This window comes from Streptomyces sp. NPDC107528, assembly GCF_055639295.1.
Genome location: NZ_JBVKAV010000005.1, coordinates 407,452 through 426,432, shown reverse-complemented (window position 1 = coordinate 426,432; position 18,981 = coordinate 407,452). Strand labels below are relative to the sequence as shown.

17 protein-coding genes are annotated in these 18,981 nt (G+C 69.4%); 6 read left to right on the top strand and 11 right to left on the bottom strand.

The genetic code is table 11. The annotated features are described in order from the left end of the window. Positions 1-117 precede the first annotated feature (117 nt). Positions 118-1,182, top strand: a complete 1,065-nt coding sequence (locus ACZ7L5_RS18835) for a glycoside hydrolase family 5 protein (RefSeq protein WP_471517920.1) — start codon at positions 118-120, stop codon at positions 1,180-1,182. A gap of 127 nt (positions 1,183-1,309) precedes the next feature. Here ACZ7L5_RS18835 and ACZ7L5_RS18830 read toward each other — a convergent pair whose 3' ends face one another. Further along, positions 1,310-2,539, bottom strand: a complete 1,230-nt coding sequence (locus ACZ7L5_RS18830) for an MFS transporter (protein WP_471517918.1) — start codon at positions 2,537-2,539, stop codon at positions 1,310-1,312. Positions 2,540-2,804: 265 nt separating this feature from the next. Here ACZ7L5_RS18830 and ACZ7L5_RS18825 point away from each other — a divergent pair, with 265 nt between their 5' ends. After that, positions 2,805-5,003 (top strand): DUF4139 domain-containing protein, encoded by a 2,199-nt coding sequence (locus ACZ7L5_RS18825; RefSeq protein ID WP_471517916.1) that lies wholly within the window; start codon positions 2,805-2,807, stop codon positions 5,001-5,003. Positions 5,004-5,043: 40 nt separating this feature from the next. After that, the gene (locus ACZ7L5_RS18820; protein WP_471518128.1) at positions 5,044-6,603 is read left to right on the top strand and encodes a mucoidy inhibitor MuiA family protein; all 1,560 of its coding nucleotides are present in this window, start codon (positions 5,044-5,046) and stop codon (positions 6,601-6,603) included. A 20-nt stretch (positions 6,604-6,623) separates the two neighbouring features. Here ACZ7L5_RS18820 and ACZ7L5_RS18815 read toward each other — a convergent pair whose 3' ends face one another. The 3 genes from ACZ7L5_RS18815 to ACZ7L5_RS18805 are packed head-to-tail and all read right to left on the bottom strand — an operon-like array spanning position 6,624 to position 8,171. Then, complete coding sequence (locus ACZ7L5_RS18815; RefSeq protein WP_471517914.1) at positions 6,624-7,289, bottom strand: dihydrofolate reductase family protein; 666 nt, start codon at positions 7,287-7,289, stop codon at positions 6,624-6,626. After that, positions 7,289-7,825, bottom strand: a complete 537-nt coding sequence (locus ACZ7L5_RS18810; RefSeq protein ID WP_471517912.1) for an SRPBCC family protein — start codon at positions 7,823-7,825, stop codon at positions 7,289-7,291. Before ACZ7L5_RS18810 ends, ACZ7L5_RS18815 begins: the two co-directional genes overlap by 1 nt. After that, positions 7,809-8,171 carry an ArsR/SmtB family transcription factor gene (locus ACZ7L5_RS18805; RefSeq protein WP_471517910.1) on the bottom strand — a complete coding sequence of 121 codons (363 nt, stop codon included), beginning with the start codon at positions 8,169-8,171 and terminating at the stop codon, positions 7,809-7,811. Before ACZ7L5_RS18805 ends, ACZ7L5_RS18810 begins: the two co-directional genes overlap by 17 nt. A gap of 454 nt (positions 8,172-8,625) precedes the next feature. Between ACZ7L5_RS18805 and ACZ7L5_RS18800 the strand changes: the two genes are divergently transcribed. Then, positions 8,626-9,813, top strand: coding sequence for a beta-ketoacyl-[acyl-carrier-protein] synthase family protein (locus ACZ7L5_RS18800; protein ID WP_467482058.1), 1,188 nt, complete (start codon positions 8,626-8,628; stop codon positions 9,811-9,813). 111 nt (positions 9,814-9,924) lie between these two features. On the opposite strand, the gene ACZ7L5_RS18795 is transcribed toward ACZ7L5_RS18800, so the two are convergent. The 3 genes from ACZ7L5_RS18795 to ACZ7L5_RS18785 all read right to left on the bottom strand — a co-directional run bounded on the left by ACZ7L5_RS18795 (position 9,925) and on the right by ACZ7L5_RS18785 (position 14,783). After that, positions 9,925-12,081 carry an ATP-binding SpoIIE family protein phosphatase gene (locus ACZ7L5_RS18795; protein ID WP_471517909.1) on the bottom strand — a complete coding sequence of 719 codons (2,157 nt, stop codon included), beginning with the start codon at positions 12,079-12,081 and terminating at the stop codon, positions 9,925-9,927. A 330-nt stretch (positions 12,082-12,411) separates the two neighbouring features. Continuing rightward, positions 12,412-14,130 carry an acyl-CoA dehydrogenase family protein gene (locus ACZ7L5_RS18790; RefSeq protein ID WP_471517907.1) on the bottom strand — a complete coding sequence of 573 codons (1,719 nt, stop codon included), beginning with the start codon at positions 14,128-14,130 and terminating at the stop codon, positions 12,412-12,414. 86 nt (positions 14,131-14,216) lie between these two features. After that, on the bottom strand, positions 14,217-14,783 hold the full coding sequence (locus tag ACZ7L5_RS18785; protein WP_471517905.1) for a PadR family transcriptional regulator: 567 nt from the start codon (positions 14,781-14,783) through the stop codon (positions 14,217-14,219). Between the two features lie 216 nt (positions 14,784-14,999). Here ACZ7L5_RS18785 and ACZ7L5_RS18780 point away from each other — a divergent pair, with 216 nt between their 5' ends. Both ACZ7L5_RS18780 and ACZ7L5_RS18775 read left to right on the top strand, forming a co-directional pair. After that, entirely contained in the window at positions 15,000-16,106 is a 1,107-nt protein-coding gene (locus tag ACZ7L5_RS18780; protein WP_471517903.1) for a YihY/virulence factor BrkB family protein, read from the top strand. A 171-nt stretch (positions 16,107-16,277) separates the two neighbouring features. Further along, positions 16,278-16,679: a DUF3662 domain-containing protein gene (locus tag ACZ7L5_RS18775; protein ID WP_471517901.1), complete on the top strand. Its 402-nt coding sequence runs from the start codon at positions 16,278-16,280 to the stop codon at positions 16,677-16,679. A gap of 14 nt (positions 16,680-16,693) precedes the next feature. Here the strand turns inward: ACZ7L5_RS18775 and ACZ7L5_RS18770 are convergent, their stop codons facing one another. From ACZ7L5_RS18770 to ACZ7L5_RS18755, 4 genes are all read right to left on the bottom strand, one after another. After that, a complete protein-coding gene (locus tag ACZ7L5_RS18770; RefSeq protein WP_471517899.1) occupies positions 16,694-17,053 on the bottom strand; it encodes a GNAT family N-acetyltransferase in 360 nt (119 codons plus the stop codon). A 338-nt stretch (positions 17,054-17,391) separates the two neighbouring features. Then, entirely contained in the window at positions 17,392-17,808 is a 417-nt protein-coding gene (locus tag ACZ7L5_RS18765; protein ID WP_471517897.1) for a RidA family protein, read from the bottom strand. A gap of 70 nt (positions 17,809-17,878) precedes the next feature. Then, entirely contained in the window at positions 17,879-18,019 is a 141-nt protein-coding gene (locus ACZ7L5_RS18760; protein ID WP_471517895.1) for a hypothetical protein, read from the bottom strand. A gap of 275 nt (positions 18,020-18,294) precedes the next feature. Further along, positions 18,295-18,858: a DinB family protein gene (locus ACZ7L5_RS18755; RefSeq protein WP_471517893.1), complete on the bottom strand. Its 564-nt coding sequence runs from the start codon at positions 18,856-18,858 to the stop codon at positions 18,295-18,297. Between the last annotated feature and the right edge of the window lie 123 nt (positions 18,859-18,981).

Below are 18,981 nucleotides of genomic sequence, written 5' to 3'. Positions count from 1 at the left end.
ATCTCTGTGAATGCCGAAGCAATTGTGGATGACGACAGGGCTCTTGTAGCCCCAAGTGGGCTCTGCTTTCCTGGTTAGGAAAGTTTCCTATCAATCCCCCACCTGAACGAGGTTCATATGAGGGCATCACCTCTGTCGCTTCGGCAGGGTGCGGTAGCCGCCGCGCTCGGCAGCATCCTCCTGCTCCTCCTCAGCGTCATCCCGACCGGCACCGCCCGAGCGGCCGGCACGGATCAGCGTGCCGCGGCCGCCACGCCGGTCTCCGTCAACGGCCAGCTCAGAGTCTGTGGCACCAAGCTCTGCAACAGCCGCGGGAACCCCATCCAGTTGCGAGGCATGAGCACCCACGGCACCCAGTGGTACCCGCACTGCCTGACCAGCGGTTCGCTCGACGCCCTGGCCGGCGACTGGAAGGCCGACGTCCTGCGCGTCTCGACCTACGTGCAGGAGGGCGGCTACGAGACGAACCCGCGGCACTTCACCAACCTCGCGAACTCCCTGATCCAGCAGGCGACCGACCGCGGCATGTACGTGATCGTCGACTGGCACATGCTCACCCCGGGCGACCCCCACACGAACCTGAGCAAGGCCCGGCAGTTCTTCACCGACATCGCCAACCGCAACAAGGACAAGAACAACGTCCTCTACGAGATCGCCAACGAGCCCAGCGGCGTGAGCTGGTCACGGATCAAGAGCTACGCGGAGCAGATCATCCCGACCATCCGCAGCATCGACTCCGACGCTCCCGTGCTGGTCGGGACCCGCGCATGGTCCTCGTTCGGTGTCTCCGAGGGCGCCAACGAGTCGGAAGTGGTGAACAACCCGGTCAGGGCGTCCAACATCATGTACACCTTCCACTTCTACGCGTACTCGCACCGCGACGAGTACCTGGCGACGCTCTCCCGAGCCGCCGACAAGCTCCCGGTGTTCGTCACCGAGTTCGGCACCCAGAACTACGCCGGTGAGGGCAGCAACGACTTCGCCATGTCGCAGCGCTACCTCGACCTCATGGCCTCCAAGAAGATCAGCTGGACGAACTGGAACTTCTCCGACGACAACCGTTCCGGGGCCGTCTTCAAGACCGGGACGTGCGACAGGTCCGGCCCCTGGACCGGCACTTCACCGCTGAAGCCCGCCGGAGTCTGGATTCGCGAGCGCATCATGTCGCCGGACAACTGGTAGTCCCGGGATCAAGGGCAGTCGCCGGACAACTGGTAATCGGCGAACGTAAATGAGTGTGATCGAACCGGTGGCCTGTGTGTCTCACACAGGCCACCTCATCTTGCGAAGCGACGTCGCCGGCCGGGGGTCATCCCTTGGCCGGTGTGGTGGGTGCCGCCTCCGTCGGGGTTTCCGCAGCGGATGACGTGATCACTTCGGAGGTCGCGGAGCGTCCGCCGCGCCGGTCCATGAGGCCCCCCGTGAAGGCCAGGCCGAGGCCTGCGACAGCCAGGGCGGCGCCGACGAGGTTGGGCGACGCCCAGCCCCAGCCCGCGGAGATGGCCAGTCCGCCGAGCCAGGCGCCGCCCGCGTTGGCCAGGTTGAAGGCGGAGTGGTTGGAGGCCGCGGCCATCGTCGGGGCGTTCTTGGCCTTCGCCATGAGCAGCATCTGGACGGGGGTGGTGATGAGGGCACCCATCGCGCCGATGAAGGTGATCGTGACCAGGGCCGGAACGGTGCTGTGGACCGTGAAGTAGAACATCACCAGTCCGGCCGCGAGCAGTGCCAGCCCCGCGTACAGGGTCGGGCGCAGGGCGCGGTCGGTGAGGGGGCCGGCCATCAGCGTGCCGACCGTCATGCCCACGCCGTACAGCGCGAGGACCAAAGTGGTCGAGGTGTCGGACATGCCCGTCAGGTGCGTCAACATCGGCACGAGGTAGCTGTAGACGGCGAAGAAGCCGCCGAAGCCGACCACTGCCGTGGCCAGGCCGATCGCGACCTGCCGGTTCTTCATGGCCCGCACCTCGTGGCGGATGCCGGCCTGCTGACCGCGTGGCTGGTGCGGGACGAACGCGGCCAGTGCGGCGAGTGCGACGAGCCCGATGACGGCGACGGCGACATAGGCGGACCGCCAGCCGAACTGCTGGCCGAGCGCGGTGCCGGCCGGGACGCCGACGATGTTCGCGACCGTCAGGCCGAGGAACATCATCGACACGGCGCGTGCGGCCCTTTCGGGGGCGACCAGCCTGGAGGCGACGACGGCGCCGACGCCGAACAGCGCGCCGTGCGGCAGTCCCGCCAGGAAACGCGCGGCGAACAGCAGACCGAAGTTCGGGGCGAGCGCGGAGGCGATGTTGCCGACCACGAACAGTCCCGACAACAGCAGCAGCAGCTTCTTGTGCGGTATGCGTGCACCGATGCCGGTCAGAACGGGGGCACCGACGACGACGCCGAGCGCGTACGCCGACACGAGGTTGCCGGCGTGCGGCACCGACACCCCGATCCCGTCGGCGATCTGGGGCAGCAGCCCCATGGTGGCGAACTCGGTCGTGCCGATGCCGAAGGCGACAACGGCAAGGGCCAGCAGAGCCAGAGGCATGGTGCGGGGGAACCTTTCGAAGACAGCGGTCCGAGGACGAGCAGGACGAGGGAGCAGAGAAGGCCGAGGTCGGGGGGACCTACCTCGGCCGGCCGCGTCGAGCACCGTTGCCCAGCGCGCCCCCACACAGGGCGAGCCCATGAACAGTGCAGCAGCGACCGGAGACCGCGCATTCCAAGATCCGGCAGCGTTTTGACGTGATCTATGTCATGCCTGGGCCGGGGCGTAGGCTTCGGTCGGCACGGACACAACGGGGGCGGAGTGTATGGAGTCTGAGGTAGCGCAGCGATGGGCGTCGTCGCTCGACGCGGTCGTGGTGTACGCGCAGGGTGCGCTCTGCACCCGGGTGGCGCGGGGCACCGTGCCGGCGGACGGCAGGGTGCGGGTGACGGGAATGCCCCGGTCGATGGACCCGGGCTCGCTGCGCGCGAAGGTCGTCGGTGACCAAGGCGTACGCGTCACCGAGGTGCGTGTGGAGGTGGATGCCGAACCCTCCGGCGCCGACACCGCCGACACCTTGCGGCACGAGATGGAGAGGCTGCGCGACGTCTGCGCCGCGGCACAGGGCCGCCGTGACCGGCAGCTGATCCTCATCTCCGAAGTGACGGGGCTGCGCCCCGTTCCGCCGACCCGCAAGCCCGAGGACCCGCCCCGCCGTACCCCCGCCGACGCTTGGCTGCGGCTCGCCGAGTTCGTCGACGAGCGGCTGCGGGTCCTGCACCTCCGGCTCGTCGAACTGGAGGAGGAACTGCGCCGCGTCGAGCACGAACTCTCCGTGGCCACGGATCGCTGGGTCCGCGCCTCCACCGACGTGCAGTCCGGACACGTCGCGACCACGGTCGTCGCGGTCCTGACACTCGTCGGAACCGGAACCGGAACCGGAACCGGCACTGTGGAACTGGAGCTTGAGTACGGTGTGCCGGGCGCCGTCTGGGTCCCTGCCTACCGTCTTACGCACCGTCAGGGCGACGACAGCGGCACCCTGGTGCTGCGTGCCTCGGTCGCCCAGCGCACCGGAGAGGACTGGACCGGGGTCCGCGTCGGGCTGGCCACCGCTGATTTGCGGCGCCGCACCGACCTGCCGAGGCTGCGGTCGATCCGGGTGGGACGGCGGCAGCCCGCCCCCGCGCCCTCCGGCTGGCGGGAGCCCCCCGTGGGGCTAGCCGATCTCTTCTCCGGCTACGACGCGGCAGGTCCCCGTCCTGTTTCGGCCGCAGTGCCTGTGCCTGTGGCCGCGACCGGTGCCTTCCCCCCGCCTCCGGTACCGCAGGGGTACGGCACGCCCGCCGTGCCCACACCCGCGCAAGTCCCCCCGCCGCCGGCATCGCTGGACTACACCTTGCCGCCCCCCATGCCCGGTACCGTCCCGCCCCCTCCGCCGGCACCGCAGGGATACGGCGCGCCGCCCCCCGGACCCGCTGAACTCACTGGCTTCGCCGGTGCTCCGCCGGCCGCGTTCGGCGCCGCCGGTCCGGCCCCGGCGGCGCCGAGGACGCCGTCAGGACGACCGAGCGCCGGGGCTGGGCCCGCGGCCAGGCGCGTCGCTGCTCCCGACGCCATGGCGTCGGCGGCCGCGGTCCAGGCCGGTCCGCCGCCTGCGCCCCAGGCATCACCGGTGGCGGTCGGTCCGCCGCAGCCCAGCGGCGCGGAGCTCGACTACGCCGCGCTCGTGCTGTTCGGCGCCGAGGCGAACGACGGCCGCCGGGGCAGGCTCTTTCCTCACACGCCCTACGACGCGATTGCCGACGAGTACCGCCGCAGCGCGGACGCGGTGTCCGCGTTGCCGTTGCCCGGACACGCCGTGCGGCCCCGCGAGTCGGCGGGCTCCTTCGACCACCGCTACGACGCCGTCGCCCGCGCCGACATCCCCTCCGACGGCACCTGGCACACCGTCACCGTCACCGACATCCCGGTCGGCCTACGCACCGAGTACGTGTGCGTGCCGTCCGTGGAGCAGACGGTCTACGCCACGCTCGTGCTGTCCAACGCCACCGACCAGGCCCTGCTCGCGGGGCCGGTGGAGGTCACGAGCGACGACGACTTCCTGACGACCGCCGCCCTGCCCACGCTCGCTCCCGGCGGCGCTCGCCGGATGGGTCTGGGACCGGCCGAGGGCATCCGGGTCACCCGCCGCACGAACCTGCGCGAGTCGACATCGGGTCTGCGCAACAACACGACCGTGCTCGCCCACCAGGTCCACGTGGAACTGGGCAACCGGCTGGCCCATGCCGCCACCGTCGAGGTCCGCGAACAGGTTCCGGTCACCACCGAACCGGAGGTCCGGATCGAGGAACGGGCCGACTGGACAGCGCCCGAGCAGGACAGCGGCCCCGACCGGCACGCCCCGGGGACCCGCGTCTGGCGGGTGGACCTCCCCGCCGGCGGCAGCGCCACCCTCGACGGCGGCTACGACATCCGCGTCCCGGCCGCCAAGGCCTTGGTCGGCGGCAACCGCAGGAGCTGACACCATGCCCATGGACACAGACACGGTCACGGACACGGACATGGATGCGGGCACCCGGCCGATCCCCCTGCCCGTCACAGCTGTCACCTGCCTGGAGGACCGCGCCCATATCGAGCGGACCGCCGAACTCGACCTGAGCGCAGGCATCCAGCGACTGCGCCTCGGGCCGATCAGCTCACTGGCGGTCGACCGCACGCTCCACGCGGAACTGGCGGGCGACCACCGGGCGACCGTCCTCGACGTGCGGATCGTCCGCACCTGGACACCGCAGGCGCCGCTGCCCTCGGCCGACGACTCCGCCCTGCGCACGCGGATCCGCGCCCTCGAAGAGGAACGGCTCACGCTCGGCCACGCACGCGACCGGCGGCGCGCCCGCCTCGACCTCCTCGGCCGGCTCGCCGCCGATCTGCTGCGGGACATCGCCGAAGGGACCGGCTACGGGGAGACGGACGAATCCCGCTGGAACGGCGAACTGGACCGGATCGACGCCGAGCGCGACTTGTACGCCGAGCAACTCCGTGCCGCCGAAGCACGGTTGACGGACCTCGCCAGAGAGTTGACGGAGGCCCAGCAGGCCATCAACCTCTCCGAGGAACAGCCCGCCGAATTGGTGGGCCATGTCGAGCTGACCGTACAGGCCCCAGTCGCCGAGCCGGTCCGGCTGCGTCTGACCCACCTCACCTCGTGCGCGCTGTGGCGCCCCGCCTACCGGGCCGTACTCGACGGGGAATCGCTGACGTTGGAGACCGACGCGATGGTCTGGCAGCGCACCGGCGAGGACTGGTCGGACGTACACCTCACGTTGTCGACGGCGCGCTCGGCACTGACCACCGAACCGCCGCAGCTGACCGAGGACCGTCTCACCCTCAGGGACCGCTCCGCCGCGGAGCGCCGCACGGTCGACGTGGAGCTGCGCGAGGAGGAGACCGCGGACCTCGGGCCGGCCCCGGTACTCGGTCTTCCTGGAGTGGACGACGGCGGCCGGACGCGTGTGCTGCACTCCCCCGCGCCCGTCTCCGTCCCCGCGGACGGCTGCGCCCACCGGGTACCGCTCACCGCCGTCACCGCCACCGCGAGCAGCGAGTACTCCTCATCGCCCGAACTGTCGCCGCTGGTCACCGAAGTCGTGCGGTTCGACAACGTCTCCGGGCACGCGCTGCTGGCCGGGCCCGTGGACCTGGTTCGCGGCAGCGGATTCACCGGCCGCGGCACACTGAGCTTCACCGCACCGGGTGCCCCTGTCGAGCTCGCCTTCGGCAGCCACGACGACTACCGGGTGATCCGGCAGGCCGAAGAGTCCCGCGACACTGCGACGTTGACCCAGCGAACCGTCATCACCCGCACGGTCCGGCTGCATGTGTCCCGCTTCAACGCGCCCGGAGAACAGCGCGAGCAGGTCATCGCGCTTCGGGAGCGGATCCCGGTGTCCGAGGTCTCGGCGGTGGAAGTACGCCTGCGCAGGGAAGCCTGCGCCCCGGAGCCCGATGCGGTCGACGCCGACGGCATCGCACGCTGGGACCTGCGCCTGGCGCCCGGCGGACACCGCACGGTCACCCTGGTCTACGAGATCTCGGCGAGCGGCAAGGTCGCGGGACTGTGAGTTGCCGTGCGGTGCGCCGGCTACCGCTTCCCGACGGTGTAGGTCAGGTGGGTCACCCGGGATGACGCGTCCGTGCGGGTCTGCTCGAGGGCGAGGCGGGCCGGGTCCACACGGTCGAACAGGCGGATGCCGGTGCCGAACAGCACGGGCGCGAGGGTGATCGAGAACTCGTCGATCAGGCCGCCGTCCAGGTACTCCTGGATCGTCTCGGCGCCGCCGGCGATGCGGACGTCGCGGTCGCCGGCGGCCTCGCGGGCCTGGTCGAGGGCGCTGGTGATGCCGTCGTTGACGAAGTGGAAGGTGGTGCCGCCCGGCCGCTCCCACGCGTCACGCTTGGTGTGGGTGACGACGAACACCGGGGTGTGGAACGGCGCCTCCTGAGGCCATGCCAGCTCGCCGGCGTCGAACATGCGCTTGCCCATGACGCTCACGCCGGTGCGCTCGTACGTCGCCCGTGCGATGTCGTTGTCGAGTCCTTCCTCGCCGCCCTCACCGAGCTTGAGGTTCTCCCTGAACCAGCGCTGCGGGAACGCCCACGCCTGCAGTTCCGACCATTTCGCCATCCAGCGCCGGACCCTCGGGTCGGTCTGGCCTTCGGGCGAGAACACGTCCTCGACGGGCACGGCCTCCGGGGCCATGAAGCCGTCGAGTGACATCGTCACACTGAAGAACACCTTCCCGGCCATCAGCCTTCCGCTCCCTTCGGTGTGGTCTCGTTGCGGGCGGTCTCGTTCGAGGTGAGTCGGGCGACGTAGTCCGCGAGGTTGCGCAGCGTCTGCTCGCCGCCCTCGATCGCGTGGTACTTCTCCACCGCGTCGTCGCGCAGTTCCTTGGTGGGGAACACCGTGCGCATCACGATCCGGGTCTCCTCGCCGGCCGGCTCGAAGGTCAGGACCGACTCGAAGGCATTGGGGTCGTCGCGGGACTCGCCGTGCACCAGCGCGATCCGCTCCGGCGGGACGATCTCGGTCCAGGTGATCCACTCCTGATAGTCGGTCCCGTCCGGCCCGTGCATCACGAAGTCCCAGACCCCGCCCGCGCGGAACGCGAAGGACCGCGTCGTGGTCGTGAACCCGTCCGGTCCCCACCACCGCGACAGGTGGCGGACCTGCGTGAACGCCTCGAACACCAGCTCCCGTGGGGCGCCGATGTCCCTGGAGACCACGACCTCGCGGTCCGCCGTCGTGTGGTCATGCTCGCCGCCGCTACTGGTCGTCGTCATCCGGTGGTTCCTCCCGTCTTGCCTGTTTCAGATCTCGCACGTACTCGTCCAGCCGGTCGAAGGTCTCGTGCCAGAACTGTTCGAAGCCGCCCACCCACTCGTGGACCGGCCGCAGCCCGCGTGCGTCCAGGGCGTACAGCCGCTGCTTGCCCGCCCCGCGGACCCGCACGAGCCCGACCTCGCGGAGCACCCGCAGGTGCTTGGACGCCTGCGGCTGGGTCATCCCCAGGTCCCGCGCCAGTTCGGTCACGGGCCGCTCGCCGCTCCGCAGGAGCAGCAGGATCTCCCGCCGCTGCGGTTCGGCGATCGCGTTGAACGCGTCCGAGGTCGTCGCCGCTCGTGCCATGCAGCAATCATATGCCTATATCGGCATGCGTCAACGCGAGGACCGTGCGACCAGCGAACACCTCGGGCCGTGCCGGACGTGGACGACCCCAGGAGGGGCCGTCGCCCAGGCAGTCGCCATCGCAAGCTCGACGCCGCTTCCGAACGGCGTGGGGACATGGGGAACTCACCGCGATACGGCTCGACATCAAGGCTCACCGACCTGGCGGCGCGCTCCCGTCGCAGACAGCGGTGTGTGCCGTGTCACGGATTCCAGTCCACGCCTAAGTTGTCTGCATCACAGCGCAAATGTCCATTTAGCGCCAGGCTCGGGACGGACGCAGACGCCCGAAGTGGGGCCCCTCTGCATGCTCTTGGGCGCGAAGTTCCTACGTGGCCCATGACACAGCACTTGTGGCCCTCCCCCTCGTTTCCCCTCCCCTGTTCCCCCGTTCCCTCTTGGAAGGTGCCCCATCATGGCCGCTTACCTCTCTCCTCCTGCCGTGATACACGGCGAGCACGCAGTGAAGACCAGCCAGATCGTGGCCGAGGTGAGCGACCGGCACCCGGATGCGGCGTGGGCGCCGCGGGTCGACGGCATAGCGGCCAGTACCGGCATCGAGACCCGCGGGTGGATGCTGCCGTTGGAGACCGCTGTAGCGCCCGGCAGCGGCAGCGCCCTGCAAGCTGTGGGCGTCGAGCCGACCCAAGAGGCGCTTGTACGCGACGGGTTCACACAGCAGGACGTGGACCGCGTGATCGCCGCCCTCGAGGCCGTACCCGCGCCGCAGACCGTCCAGGAGCGCACGGCGCCGGCCTGGGAGGCCGTGCAGTCCTACGGGGAGCGTGCGGCGCGCGGGGCCCTGCAGTCAGCCGGGCTGGACGCCTCGGACGTCGACTGCCTGATCACCAGTCACTCCACCACGCCGGCGCTGCCCGGACTGGACATAGCCCTGGCCAACAGGCTTTCGCTCCGCAACGATGTGATGTTGCTGCCGGCCACGCAGTGGGCCTGTATCGCGGGGACCCGCTCCCTGGCGCTCGCGGCGGATCTCGTGGCCGCAGACCCCGACCGGGTGGTTCTGATCGTCATCTCGGAAGCGCTGAGCACGACCTACCAGCCCGCGGACGACACCCTGGAGTCGCTGATCGTCCGGCTGCTGTTCGCGGACACGGCAGTGGCCGCGGTGGTCACGGGCCGCCCGAGGCCCGAGTCGGTGCTGCGGCTGGACGCCGCCTGGAATCACACCCTGCCCGGCACCCAGGACCTGCACCGCCTGGAGACACGGTCGGACGGCACCCACTTCGTGATGGACCGGCGTGGACCGCGTGCCGTGCAGGAGACGGTCACCGCAATGTGGGACTGGCTGCGCGAGCGTTACCAGGACGACCCCGACTCCTGGCACCCCGACGTGCTGCTCGCCCACCCCGGCGGGACCCGGGTGCTGGAGTACATGGAGCAGACGATGCCCGAGGCGTGGCCGTCGGGGCTGCTGGACTACAGCCGGGACAGCTACACCAGCGGCAACCGCGGAGGCGCCGCCGTGTTCGACATCCTGCGGCGGGCACATGACGCGGGGAAGCAGAAGCCCGGCAATCGCGCCGTTCTGTACGCGGCGGCGCCCGGTCTCACCGCCACCGCACTGGAAGGGCAGTGGCTGTAGAACGAGGCCGCGCCACCCCGTACGAGAAGAACTGCGTACCAGGAGAACCCCGCCCCGGCTGAACCTGGCCGCGCTCCCGTACGCCTGCCGCCTCCCCGACGCGAAGCAGCTTCACCTCGCGACTTCCGCCCAGACGACCTTCCCGGTGTCCGTCCAGCGCACTCCCCACCGGGTGGTGAGCCTGTGCACGATACTCAGGCCACGGCCACCGTCATCGAGCAGGGCGCCCCGCCTCAGGCGTGGCCTGCCGTTACCGGTGTCTCCCACCTCGCACAGCAGGCCGTTGCCGGCCCTGATCAGCCGTACCGTGATGGGTCCGGCAGCGAAGCGGACCGCGTTCGTGACCAGCTCGCTGACCAGCAGCACGACCTTGTCCCGGGTGGCGGCGCTGATACGCCATTGCGTCAGCAGCGCGAAGACCTGTGCCCGTGCGCGAGCGGGGGCGTCGTAGCGGGCGGGCAGCCGCAAGGTCGCCGTGTCCCCCTTGCGGTAGCCGATCATCCGCGCGAGCAGCAGCGTCACGTCGTCGCGCGGGCGCACGGGAGCCAGTTCGGAGACGACGTGCCGCGCGGCCTGCTGCAGTGCGTCCCAGGGGTGCACCGTGGACACGGCGGCGGCCAGTCTGTCGATGCCCTCATCGATCGACAGAGCGGGATCTTCGACCAGGCCGTCGGTGTAGAGAGCGAGCAGGGAGCCCGGGGCGGCGACGAAGGTGTGGACGTCGAACGGCTCCCGCAGCGCGAACTCGGCGCCCAGGCCGGGGTGAGGGGGCAGCGGGAGCGGGCCGGCGTGCCCGTCCGGGGTGATCAGGACCGGGGGGAGGTGGCCGGCGCTGGCCAGGGCCACCTGGTGGCTGACCGGGTCGTAGAGGGCGATGCAGCAGGTCGAGCCGAGGGCGCTGTAGCCGGCCGTCAGGCCCGACTCCGCGTCGTCCAGCAGGGTCACGGTCTCGTCCAGGTGCTCCAGTACCTCGTCGGGCGCGAGCCCCGCGGAGAGCAGGGCGCGGGCTTCCATGCTCAGCTGGCCCATGGTTGCGGCAGCTCCCAGGCCATGCCCGACGACGTCACCGACCACCAGCGCGGTACGGCCGTCCGACAGCGGAAAGCTGTTCACCCAGTCGCCGCCGACGCCGGCGCTGTCGGGAGTGGCGGGCTGGTAGACGCTGGCGATCTCGATGGTGTCACCGCCGGTCCGCGGCAGGAGTCGGCGCTGCAGTGCCAGCACCTGCGTGTGCTCTCGCTGGTGCTGGCGAGCCAGGTCGACGTGGTGGGCGGTCCTGGCCACGAGTTCCTGCAAGTCGAACAGCTCGCTGTCGCGGAAGGGGCGGTCCGCCCGCCGCCAGACCTCCGCCACGCCCAGTACCAGGGGCGGCACGCCGTCCAGAACCAGTGGTATGCACGCCACACCCGCCGACCGGTCGACGGGCACGAGGGCACGCACGACTCGTGGGTTGTCGAGTACCCGCTCGATCGCCTCCCGGTCGGGTATGACGATGGTCTGCGGAGCATCGTTCTGCAGCACTGCCTGTGCCAGCAGGCGACTGGCGTCGCTGGGGAGGTCGCCGCCCGGTGTCACGTAGCCCTCGGGCCATGCCCGGTCCGGCACCAGGGCTGCCCTCCGCAGTCGGATGCGCCTCTGCACCTGCCCGGTGACTCCCTCACCCGTCCACACGGCGAAGTCGAGGTCCACGGCCGCCACGTCTCCCCAGGCCAAGAGGGACTCCGCCAGCGACTGCGCGGTCTCGCCGATGTCCAGCGAGGTGCCGATCGCGGTCTCGGCGGCGTACAGGTGCAGCCTCCTGGCCATGGCGATCATGGAGACGGTCAGGCCGTCCTCGGGCGCCGCAGCGGGCAGGATGCTCAGCGAGACCACCAGCTCCGACCCGTCGCTGCGGCGCAGGCGCTGGATTCGCGCGACGTGCGCCTCACCGCTCTCCATGACCTGCCGCAACCGCCGTGTGACCGTCGGTACGTCCCAGGGTGGCAGGAGATCGACGAACGGCTTGCCCGCCACGGCGTCCAGACCCGCGAACACGGGTGCGTCCAGATTGGCGCGGGTGATCATCAAATCCCGGTCCACATTGACCGCGCCGAGGATCTGCTCCTGATGACTGGCTGCCGGGTCGTCGGGTGCGGGGTGGCGCGGGCTGCGGTCGCCCTGCGCGTCGGCGGGCCCGGCAGCCGCTCCACCGCGGGGGATGTAGCGCCCCAGGGCTCGGCTGACCAGGTGGAACGCCGAAGAGGATGAGCGGGAGGGTGTGGAGTCCATGCGACTCTCTCAGCAATCCCCGGCGCAGCACCGGGGCTGTAATCGGACGCGTGCGACCGGGCCCCGAGATCCCTGACCGCACACCTCATTGAATAACACCGCGGGCGGCTTCGCCCACATCAGCGAATAGCGCGGTGAACCACGAAGAGCCCTCACGAGACGCTTCGTCTCCCCCTTCTTCGCCGATACGTTGCTGGGCCAAGCGGGCGGGCGTCGCCGGTACCCGCCGCGGCAAGGGCTACAGCGGGTACCGGCGAGGTCTGTGGTGCCGGCGTCAGTGCTCCCGGGGACCACGACCGTCACGTGTCGACGAGCCCCCTGAGGACGCCGTCACGGCGCCATCTCGTACGCCCCGGCCAGTGCCTCGACACGCTCCCAGACGCGTCCCGAGCGCGCTTCGTCGATGACGGGACGCCGGACGGCACCGAGCGCCCAACGCTGCTGATCCGCGGTGGCGGAGTCCTTGCCGTGCAGGTCGACGGCGAACGCGGAGAAGTCGCGGACGAGGACGGAGAACAGCTCGTCGAGGACATCCTCGTCAAGGCCCGTCAGGCGGGCCTGCTCCAGGATCAGCTGGCCGTGGACCACCAGCGCGAACAGCTGGCCGACGGCGAGGAGGAGATCGAGGTCGCGGCTCTGCTCCTCGTCGGGGGCTGCGGTGGCGACGAACTCACACAGGGCGTCGGCCTGCTCCCGGAAGCGGGCGACGTTCGGCACACCGGCGAAAGCGTCGTAGGCGGGGCGCCAGTCGTGGAAGCGCACGGAGCCGAGGCCACGGGCCGGGCCCTGCTCGAAGAGGAACGTGTCGTCGGCCGCGTCGAGGCGGGTCGGCACGGGCTCGAACTCCGCCGGGTTCAGGAGATGGTTGCGCATGAACTTGAGGATCAGCGCGAGGTTGACGTGGACCGTGCCTTCGAGCTTGGGCAGCCCACGGATCTCGACGGCGGCCTGTGCGAAGTAGGTGTCCTTCTCGAAGCCCTTGGCGGCGATCACGTCCCACATCAGGTCGATGACCTTCTCGCCCTCCGTGGTCACCTTCATCTTCGTCATCGGGTTGAAGAGCAGGTAGCGGCGGTCGTCCGGCGAGGCGGAACGGAAGTAGTCGACGGCGCGGTCGCTGAACAGCTTCATGCCGACGAGGCGGACGTACGCGTCGGCCAGCTCGCGGCGTACGTGCGGGAACGCGGTGACGGGGCGGCCGTACAGGATGCGGTTGTGCGCGTGGGTGACCGCCTCGTACATCGCGTGCTCGCAGATGCCGATCGAGGCGGTGCAGAGGTTGAACTTGCCGACGTTGACGGTGTTGAGGGCGGCGTCGAACGCGGCGCGGCCCGTGTGCAGGACGTCCTGGGGACCGACCGGGTAGTCCTCGAGGCGGAACTCGCTGACGTACTTCGAGGAGTCGACGACGTTCTTCACGAGCTGATACGCAGAGTGACGGCTGTCGGCGGCGAAGAAGACGTAGCCGTCCGGGCCCTCGATGTCGGTGCGTCGGCCGAAGACCGAGACGAGCCCGGCGGCATTGCCGTTGCCGATGTAGTACTTGGAGCCCTGCGCCGTGAAGCCGCCGTTGCCGTCCGGCGTCAGCAGCATGTCGGTGGAGTAGATGTCGGCGCCATGGGTCTTCTCGGACAGGCCGAACGCGAACACCTCACCCTGGGTGAGGAGTTCCGCCGCGCGGGTGCGAGCCGCAGTGTTGTCGCTCTGCCAGACCGGGCCGAGGCCGAGGATCGTGACCTGCCACGCGTACCAGTAGTCGAGACCGTAGAACCCGAAGATCTCGTTGAGGGCGGCGATCCGGGCCGTGTCCCAGCGCTGGTCCTTGTTTCCGGCGGCGGACGCCGGGGTGAGGAAGGTCGCGAACAGCCCTTCCTCGGCAGCAAACGCGAGGAAGTCGGCCAGCCACGCGCGGGAGCGGTAGTCCTCGATGAGCCTGCGCTTGCCCCGGTCCTCGAACCACTCGACGGTGGCGCGCAGCAACCTGCGGGTCTCGGGGTCGAACTGTGCCGGATCGTACGTGCGCGGATTGAAGAGGAGGGGGTCGGCCATGGAGGTCCGCCTTCCGAGAGTCGAGGGTTGAGGGTTGAGGGTGCAGAACTGAAGGTCGCGGAGCGCGAGCGGCCGTGGCCGGCAGTTCAGGAATGCGGGTCTGACGTGCCGAGCCGGCGAAGGGTGGCGAGTACGTCGTCGAGCCAGGCGACGGTCATTCGCTCGTACGCGATTCCTCCGCGCAGCACGACATGCTGGAGTTCCTGACCGGCGTCGAGCCGGGCGGGGGCCGCCTGTCCGGTGAAGTCGCGCTGCTCACCGGCGAGATAGTGCGCCAGCCGGTCGCTGTGCACCTGCCGATGCCGTTCGACTTCACGGATCAGCACGGACGGGTCGTCGAAGGCCGCGCCGCGGATCTTCACGGCCAGTTCGTGCCGGATGCTCTCGGGTTCGATCGATTCGTGCAGCCACCGTGAGAGGGTGGCGCGGCCGGGCCCTACGACGGAGTACTCCTTCTTGTCCGGCCGGTTCTGCTGCGGCAGTCCGCGGACGGCGAGCAGGCCATCGCTCTCCATGCGCTTGAGGACGCGGTAGATCTGCTGGTGCGTGGCGGTCCAGAAGTATCCGATGGACCGGTCGAACCGCCGGGCCAGCTCATAGCCGGTGCCCGGCTTCTCCAGCAGGGAGACGAGGATCGCGTGCTCGAGCGCCATACCTCGATCTTTATATGCAACTCGTTGCATAGCCAAGTGGCGCCGCCCAGGTGAGACGGGGCTCACGCGAGGCAGTGGCCGTGCGCGATGGGCGGCGGCTCCTTCACCGGTTCGGATCGCCGCCCGAGAGGACGTCGGCCCGGGGCAACACCGCGCCGGCTTACCGCAGTAGGGCTCGAGCCGGGTGACTGCGTCGTTTGTGGTTACTCGCCGCCTATGGCGAAGCTCATGAAACCGGGACACAGACGCGAGGACGCTCGCCTTGACCGTGGCCCCACACAGGGCCCGGAGGCCGGCACGCAGGAAGACCGCCCTGACAGGCACGCCCGCACAGGCGAGCAGGAAAGGTTCGGTCCGGGTCCGGACGTGGAACGCAAGGAGCCGGACTCACTCACCCGGATGACGAGGAAGTCTTGGCTGGCGGTGCTGCGCGGCACGCTCAAGGAGTTCAAGGACGACGAGCTCACGGATCGCGCGGCCGCACTGACCTACTACGGCATCCTGTCGCTGTTCCCCGCCCTGCTGGTGCTGGTCTCCTTGCTGGGAGTTGCCGGGCAGTCGGCCGGCAGTACGGTGCTGGACCACGTCCAGCAGCTCGCCCCGGGCGCCGCCCACGACGTGATCCGCGACGCGGTGCACCAGCTGCAGGGCAACTCCGGCATCGGGTCGATCATGGCGATCGTCGGCCTGGCCCTGGCAGTGTGGTCGGCGTCCGGCTACGTGGCGGCGTTCATCCGCACGTCCAACGCCGTCTATGACGTGCCGGAAGGCCGCCCCGTATGGAAGGTTCTGCCGCTGCGGCTGGCCCTGACGATCGTGCTGGTGATCCTCGCGGTGCTCAGCGCCCTGATCGTGGTCTTCACCGGCGCCGTCGCCCACCGGGTCGGCGACGTGCTCGGGGTGGGTGACACCGCTTTGGCGGTGTGGTCGATCGCGAAATGGCCGGTCCTGGTCATCCTGGTGACCTTCATGATCGCGATTCTGTACTGGGCCAGTCCCAACGCGAAGATCCGCGGCTTCAAATGGATCACGCCGGGCAGCGTCCTCGCCTTGGTGATCTGGATGATCGCCTCGGCCGGTTTCGCGTTCTACGCGGCGAACTTCGCCTCCTACAACAAGACCTACGGCGCCTTCGCCGGCGTGATCGTCTTCCTGGTGTGGCTGTGGATCACCAACATCGCCGTCCTGCTGGGCCTTGAGTTCGACGCCGAGACGGCCCGCCAGCGCGCCATCGCCGGAGGGTACCCGCCACAGGAGGAGCCGTACGTCGAGCCGCGTGACACCCGCTCGTGGGACGAGGAGGACCGGTGCCGTTTCGAGTAGGCGTTGCGGTTGCTGCCGGTGACGGGGCCGCAGTCGGACGCACCGGGTTGAACCGCGGCCGCGTGCCGCCTTGATGACGAGTGACGATGGACGCGTGACGAATGGCGACGCCTGACGAATGGCGACGCGTGACGACGAGTGTGATGACGAGGACGAAGGAGTGACGAGCAGATGAGCACGCTCACCGGATGGGAACGGACTCTCGAGCGCGCCGGAGAGGCGCTCTGGGGACAGCTCTTCCGCAGGGAACCGGTCGAGTTGGTGGATGCGTTGCGGCGTGAGTGTGACAGCAACGCCGTGGTGTGCAGCCAAAGCCGGGTCGTGGTCCCGAACGCGTACGACGTGGAACTGGCCGAACACGTCCACGATGAACTCGCCCGCAACGCAGGTCAGGTGGGGCAGGCTCTCACCGACCGGCTGGCACAGCACGGCGAGCACGAAGGGTATGAATGGGCGGGACCGCTGGCTGTGCACGTCACCAAATCCTGCGATGTCCCCAACGGCCGTTACCGTGTGACGAGCACGGTGATGCCCAACGTCAGCGCCGAGGGTTTCCAGTCCGCGAACGCCTGAAGCCCCGGAGTTCGTCAGTCGCCGCTTGCGTTCTTGACGTACTCAACCTTGGTCGGCCCCTCGCCCTCAAGCCTGTCCCCGTGGCGCCATCCGCACGATTCATAGAACGAGTTGGCCGCAGCGTTGTCCGCGAAGCTCTCCAGCCGGATGGACGCGTACCGGGCGAGGAGCGTTTCTTCCGCGTGACGGAGCAGGCGACGGCCAAGCCCTCGGCGATGACGATCCGGGTCGATCATCATCAAGTCGATCGTGGAGCCATCGATGATGGAGAAGCCGATGATCCGGCCCTCCTGGCTGAGGCAGTGCACCCCGCCTTTCTCGAGATGGCTCTTGACGTGAGCGTCCGAAGCCCCACTGCCGATGAACCAGTCCACTCCCTCGTCACCGAGGAATGCGCGGTAGCAGGCGTCAATCGTGCGACGCGCCAGACCCTGGAGATCATCAAGATCTGCCCCGGTCGCGGGGCGGATGGCGGAAAGGTGTTGTCCACTCGGCACGGAGATCCCAGCTCTGACGGGAGGGTTCGGCCCCTGATCCTAACCGTCTCGATGCGCCGAGAGCGCGCCGTCGGCGTCATTGTCGATTGCGCCTGGCACGCCGCACCCGCATGAAGCCACGAGGCACCGGTTGAAGCCGCGAGGCACCGGTGCCTCGGTGCCTCGGCCGGGAATCAGCGTGGCAGGCACAGTCCCGGCCGGCGGCGGTGTTGGAGTCAGCCCTGGTGGATGAGGCCGATGGCCTCTATCTCGATCATCCATGCGGGGTCTGCGAGCGAGGACACTTCCACGAAGGATTCCGCCAGATGTGGTCGTTCGGGGAAGTGTTCGGCGCGCAGTGCCGCGTAGACGTCCTGCTGGGCGATGTCGGTGACGAACACCGTCGCCTTGACCACGTGTGCGAGGCCGGAGCCGGCGTTCGTCAGGACCGTCGACAGGTTGGCGAGCGCCTGGCGGGCCTGTGCCTCGAAGTCACCCTCGCCCACAGTGCCGCCATGGGCGTCGATCGGAGCCTGTCCCGAGGTGAAGACCAGGTCGCCGACGCGGACGCCCAGTGAGATTCCGGCCGTCTCGTACCAGTCGGGATCGGCGCTGACGCGTTCGCGCTCGGTGACGGGCTTGGTGATGGACACGATGTTGATACTCCCTCAGTAGCGGGGCGGACAAAGCCGATTGGCGGGACTGTCCGGCATGATCCATTCGTCACAGCCACGAGTCGGCGTGATCCATTCCCGAGGTCGCCTGCCGCATGGCGAGCGGTGAGCCGGTGAGCCGGAACCCGGTGGGGGCAGCGAAGCTTCGGGCGGCCGGCAGCGGCTTGATCTCTCCGATGGCCTTGATCACGGCACGGTGCACCGTTCGACGTCGAACAACTAGGCCCCGGCGCATGAGGAAGCGAACGAAACGGGCGCTCGCCGCCGCACGCGCCCGGTCGAGCACGGCTTCGCCCATCTCAAGAACTGGCGGATCCTCACCAACCGCCGCACCGATCCCGCCCGCGCGACCGGCCTGCCGCGCGCCCTGTTCGCCCTGACGAACCTCGAAGGAGCCCGCTCGCAGCCAAGGAGCGTCACTGAGTCCACGTAGGTTCCGAAGCTCGATCGCCGGTCACCGGAAAGTCACATTCGGCGCGGTACGGCTCCGTCCTGCCAGCGGTAGAGGTCGCGCAGCAGGGAAATCTCAGCGCCGTGATGGATCAGCTCCCTATTGACGTGCAGGACCCTGTTCTCCATCGGAAACTGCTCAGGACCCACCGGAGGTGGATTCTCCAGGTCAGCGTCCGAGAGCGAGCGGACCCCCTCGTTCCATCTCCCGTACGTCTCATCGAGCTGTTTCAGCGCCTCGTCAGCGGTCCCCGCGTAGGCGAATGTCTGGGAGTCGACGTCCTGGCCAGCGAAGTACCATCCGACCCGATAGCCCAGGCACGAGACGATGATGTGCGCCAGCCGCCAGGCAATCGTGGTCACCGGCGCCGGCACCGGGCCGGGGGACGCGAAGTCCATCGTCCACTCCCCCGAACCTTCCGACATCGATGCGGCCGACGTGCCACGCGGGCGGACACTCCAGCAGCCGCGCACCGGCTCCCAGAAGTACTCCTCATCGGTAAGACCGTCCAGCCGTGGCCGCAGGTTCGTGCGCCAGTGCCAGTCCAGTTGCTCCGCGAGCCGCTCGCTTCTTGTCATTTGGGCACACTACATACGGCGGAGACCTGGCCGCGGCCCTCGCGGACGCCGTCGCCGGTCGTGGGCCGCGAGAGCTTCCGCACCGGGAGATGACGTTGGGGGCTGATGTGCCCTTCGGGCCGC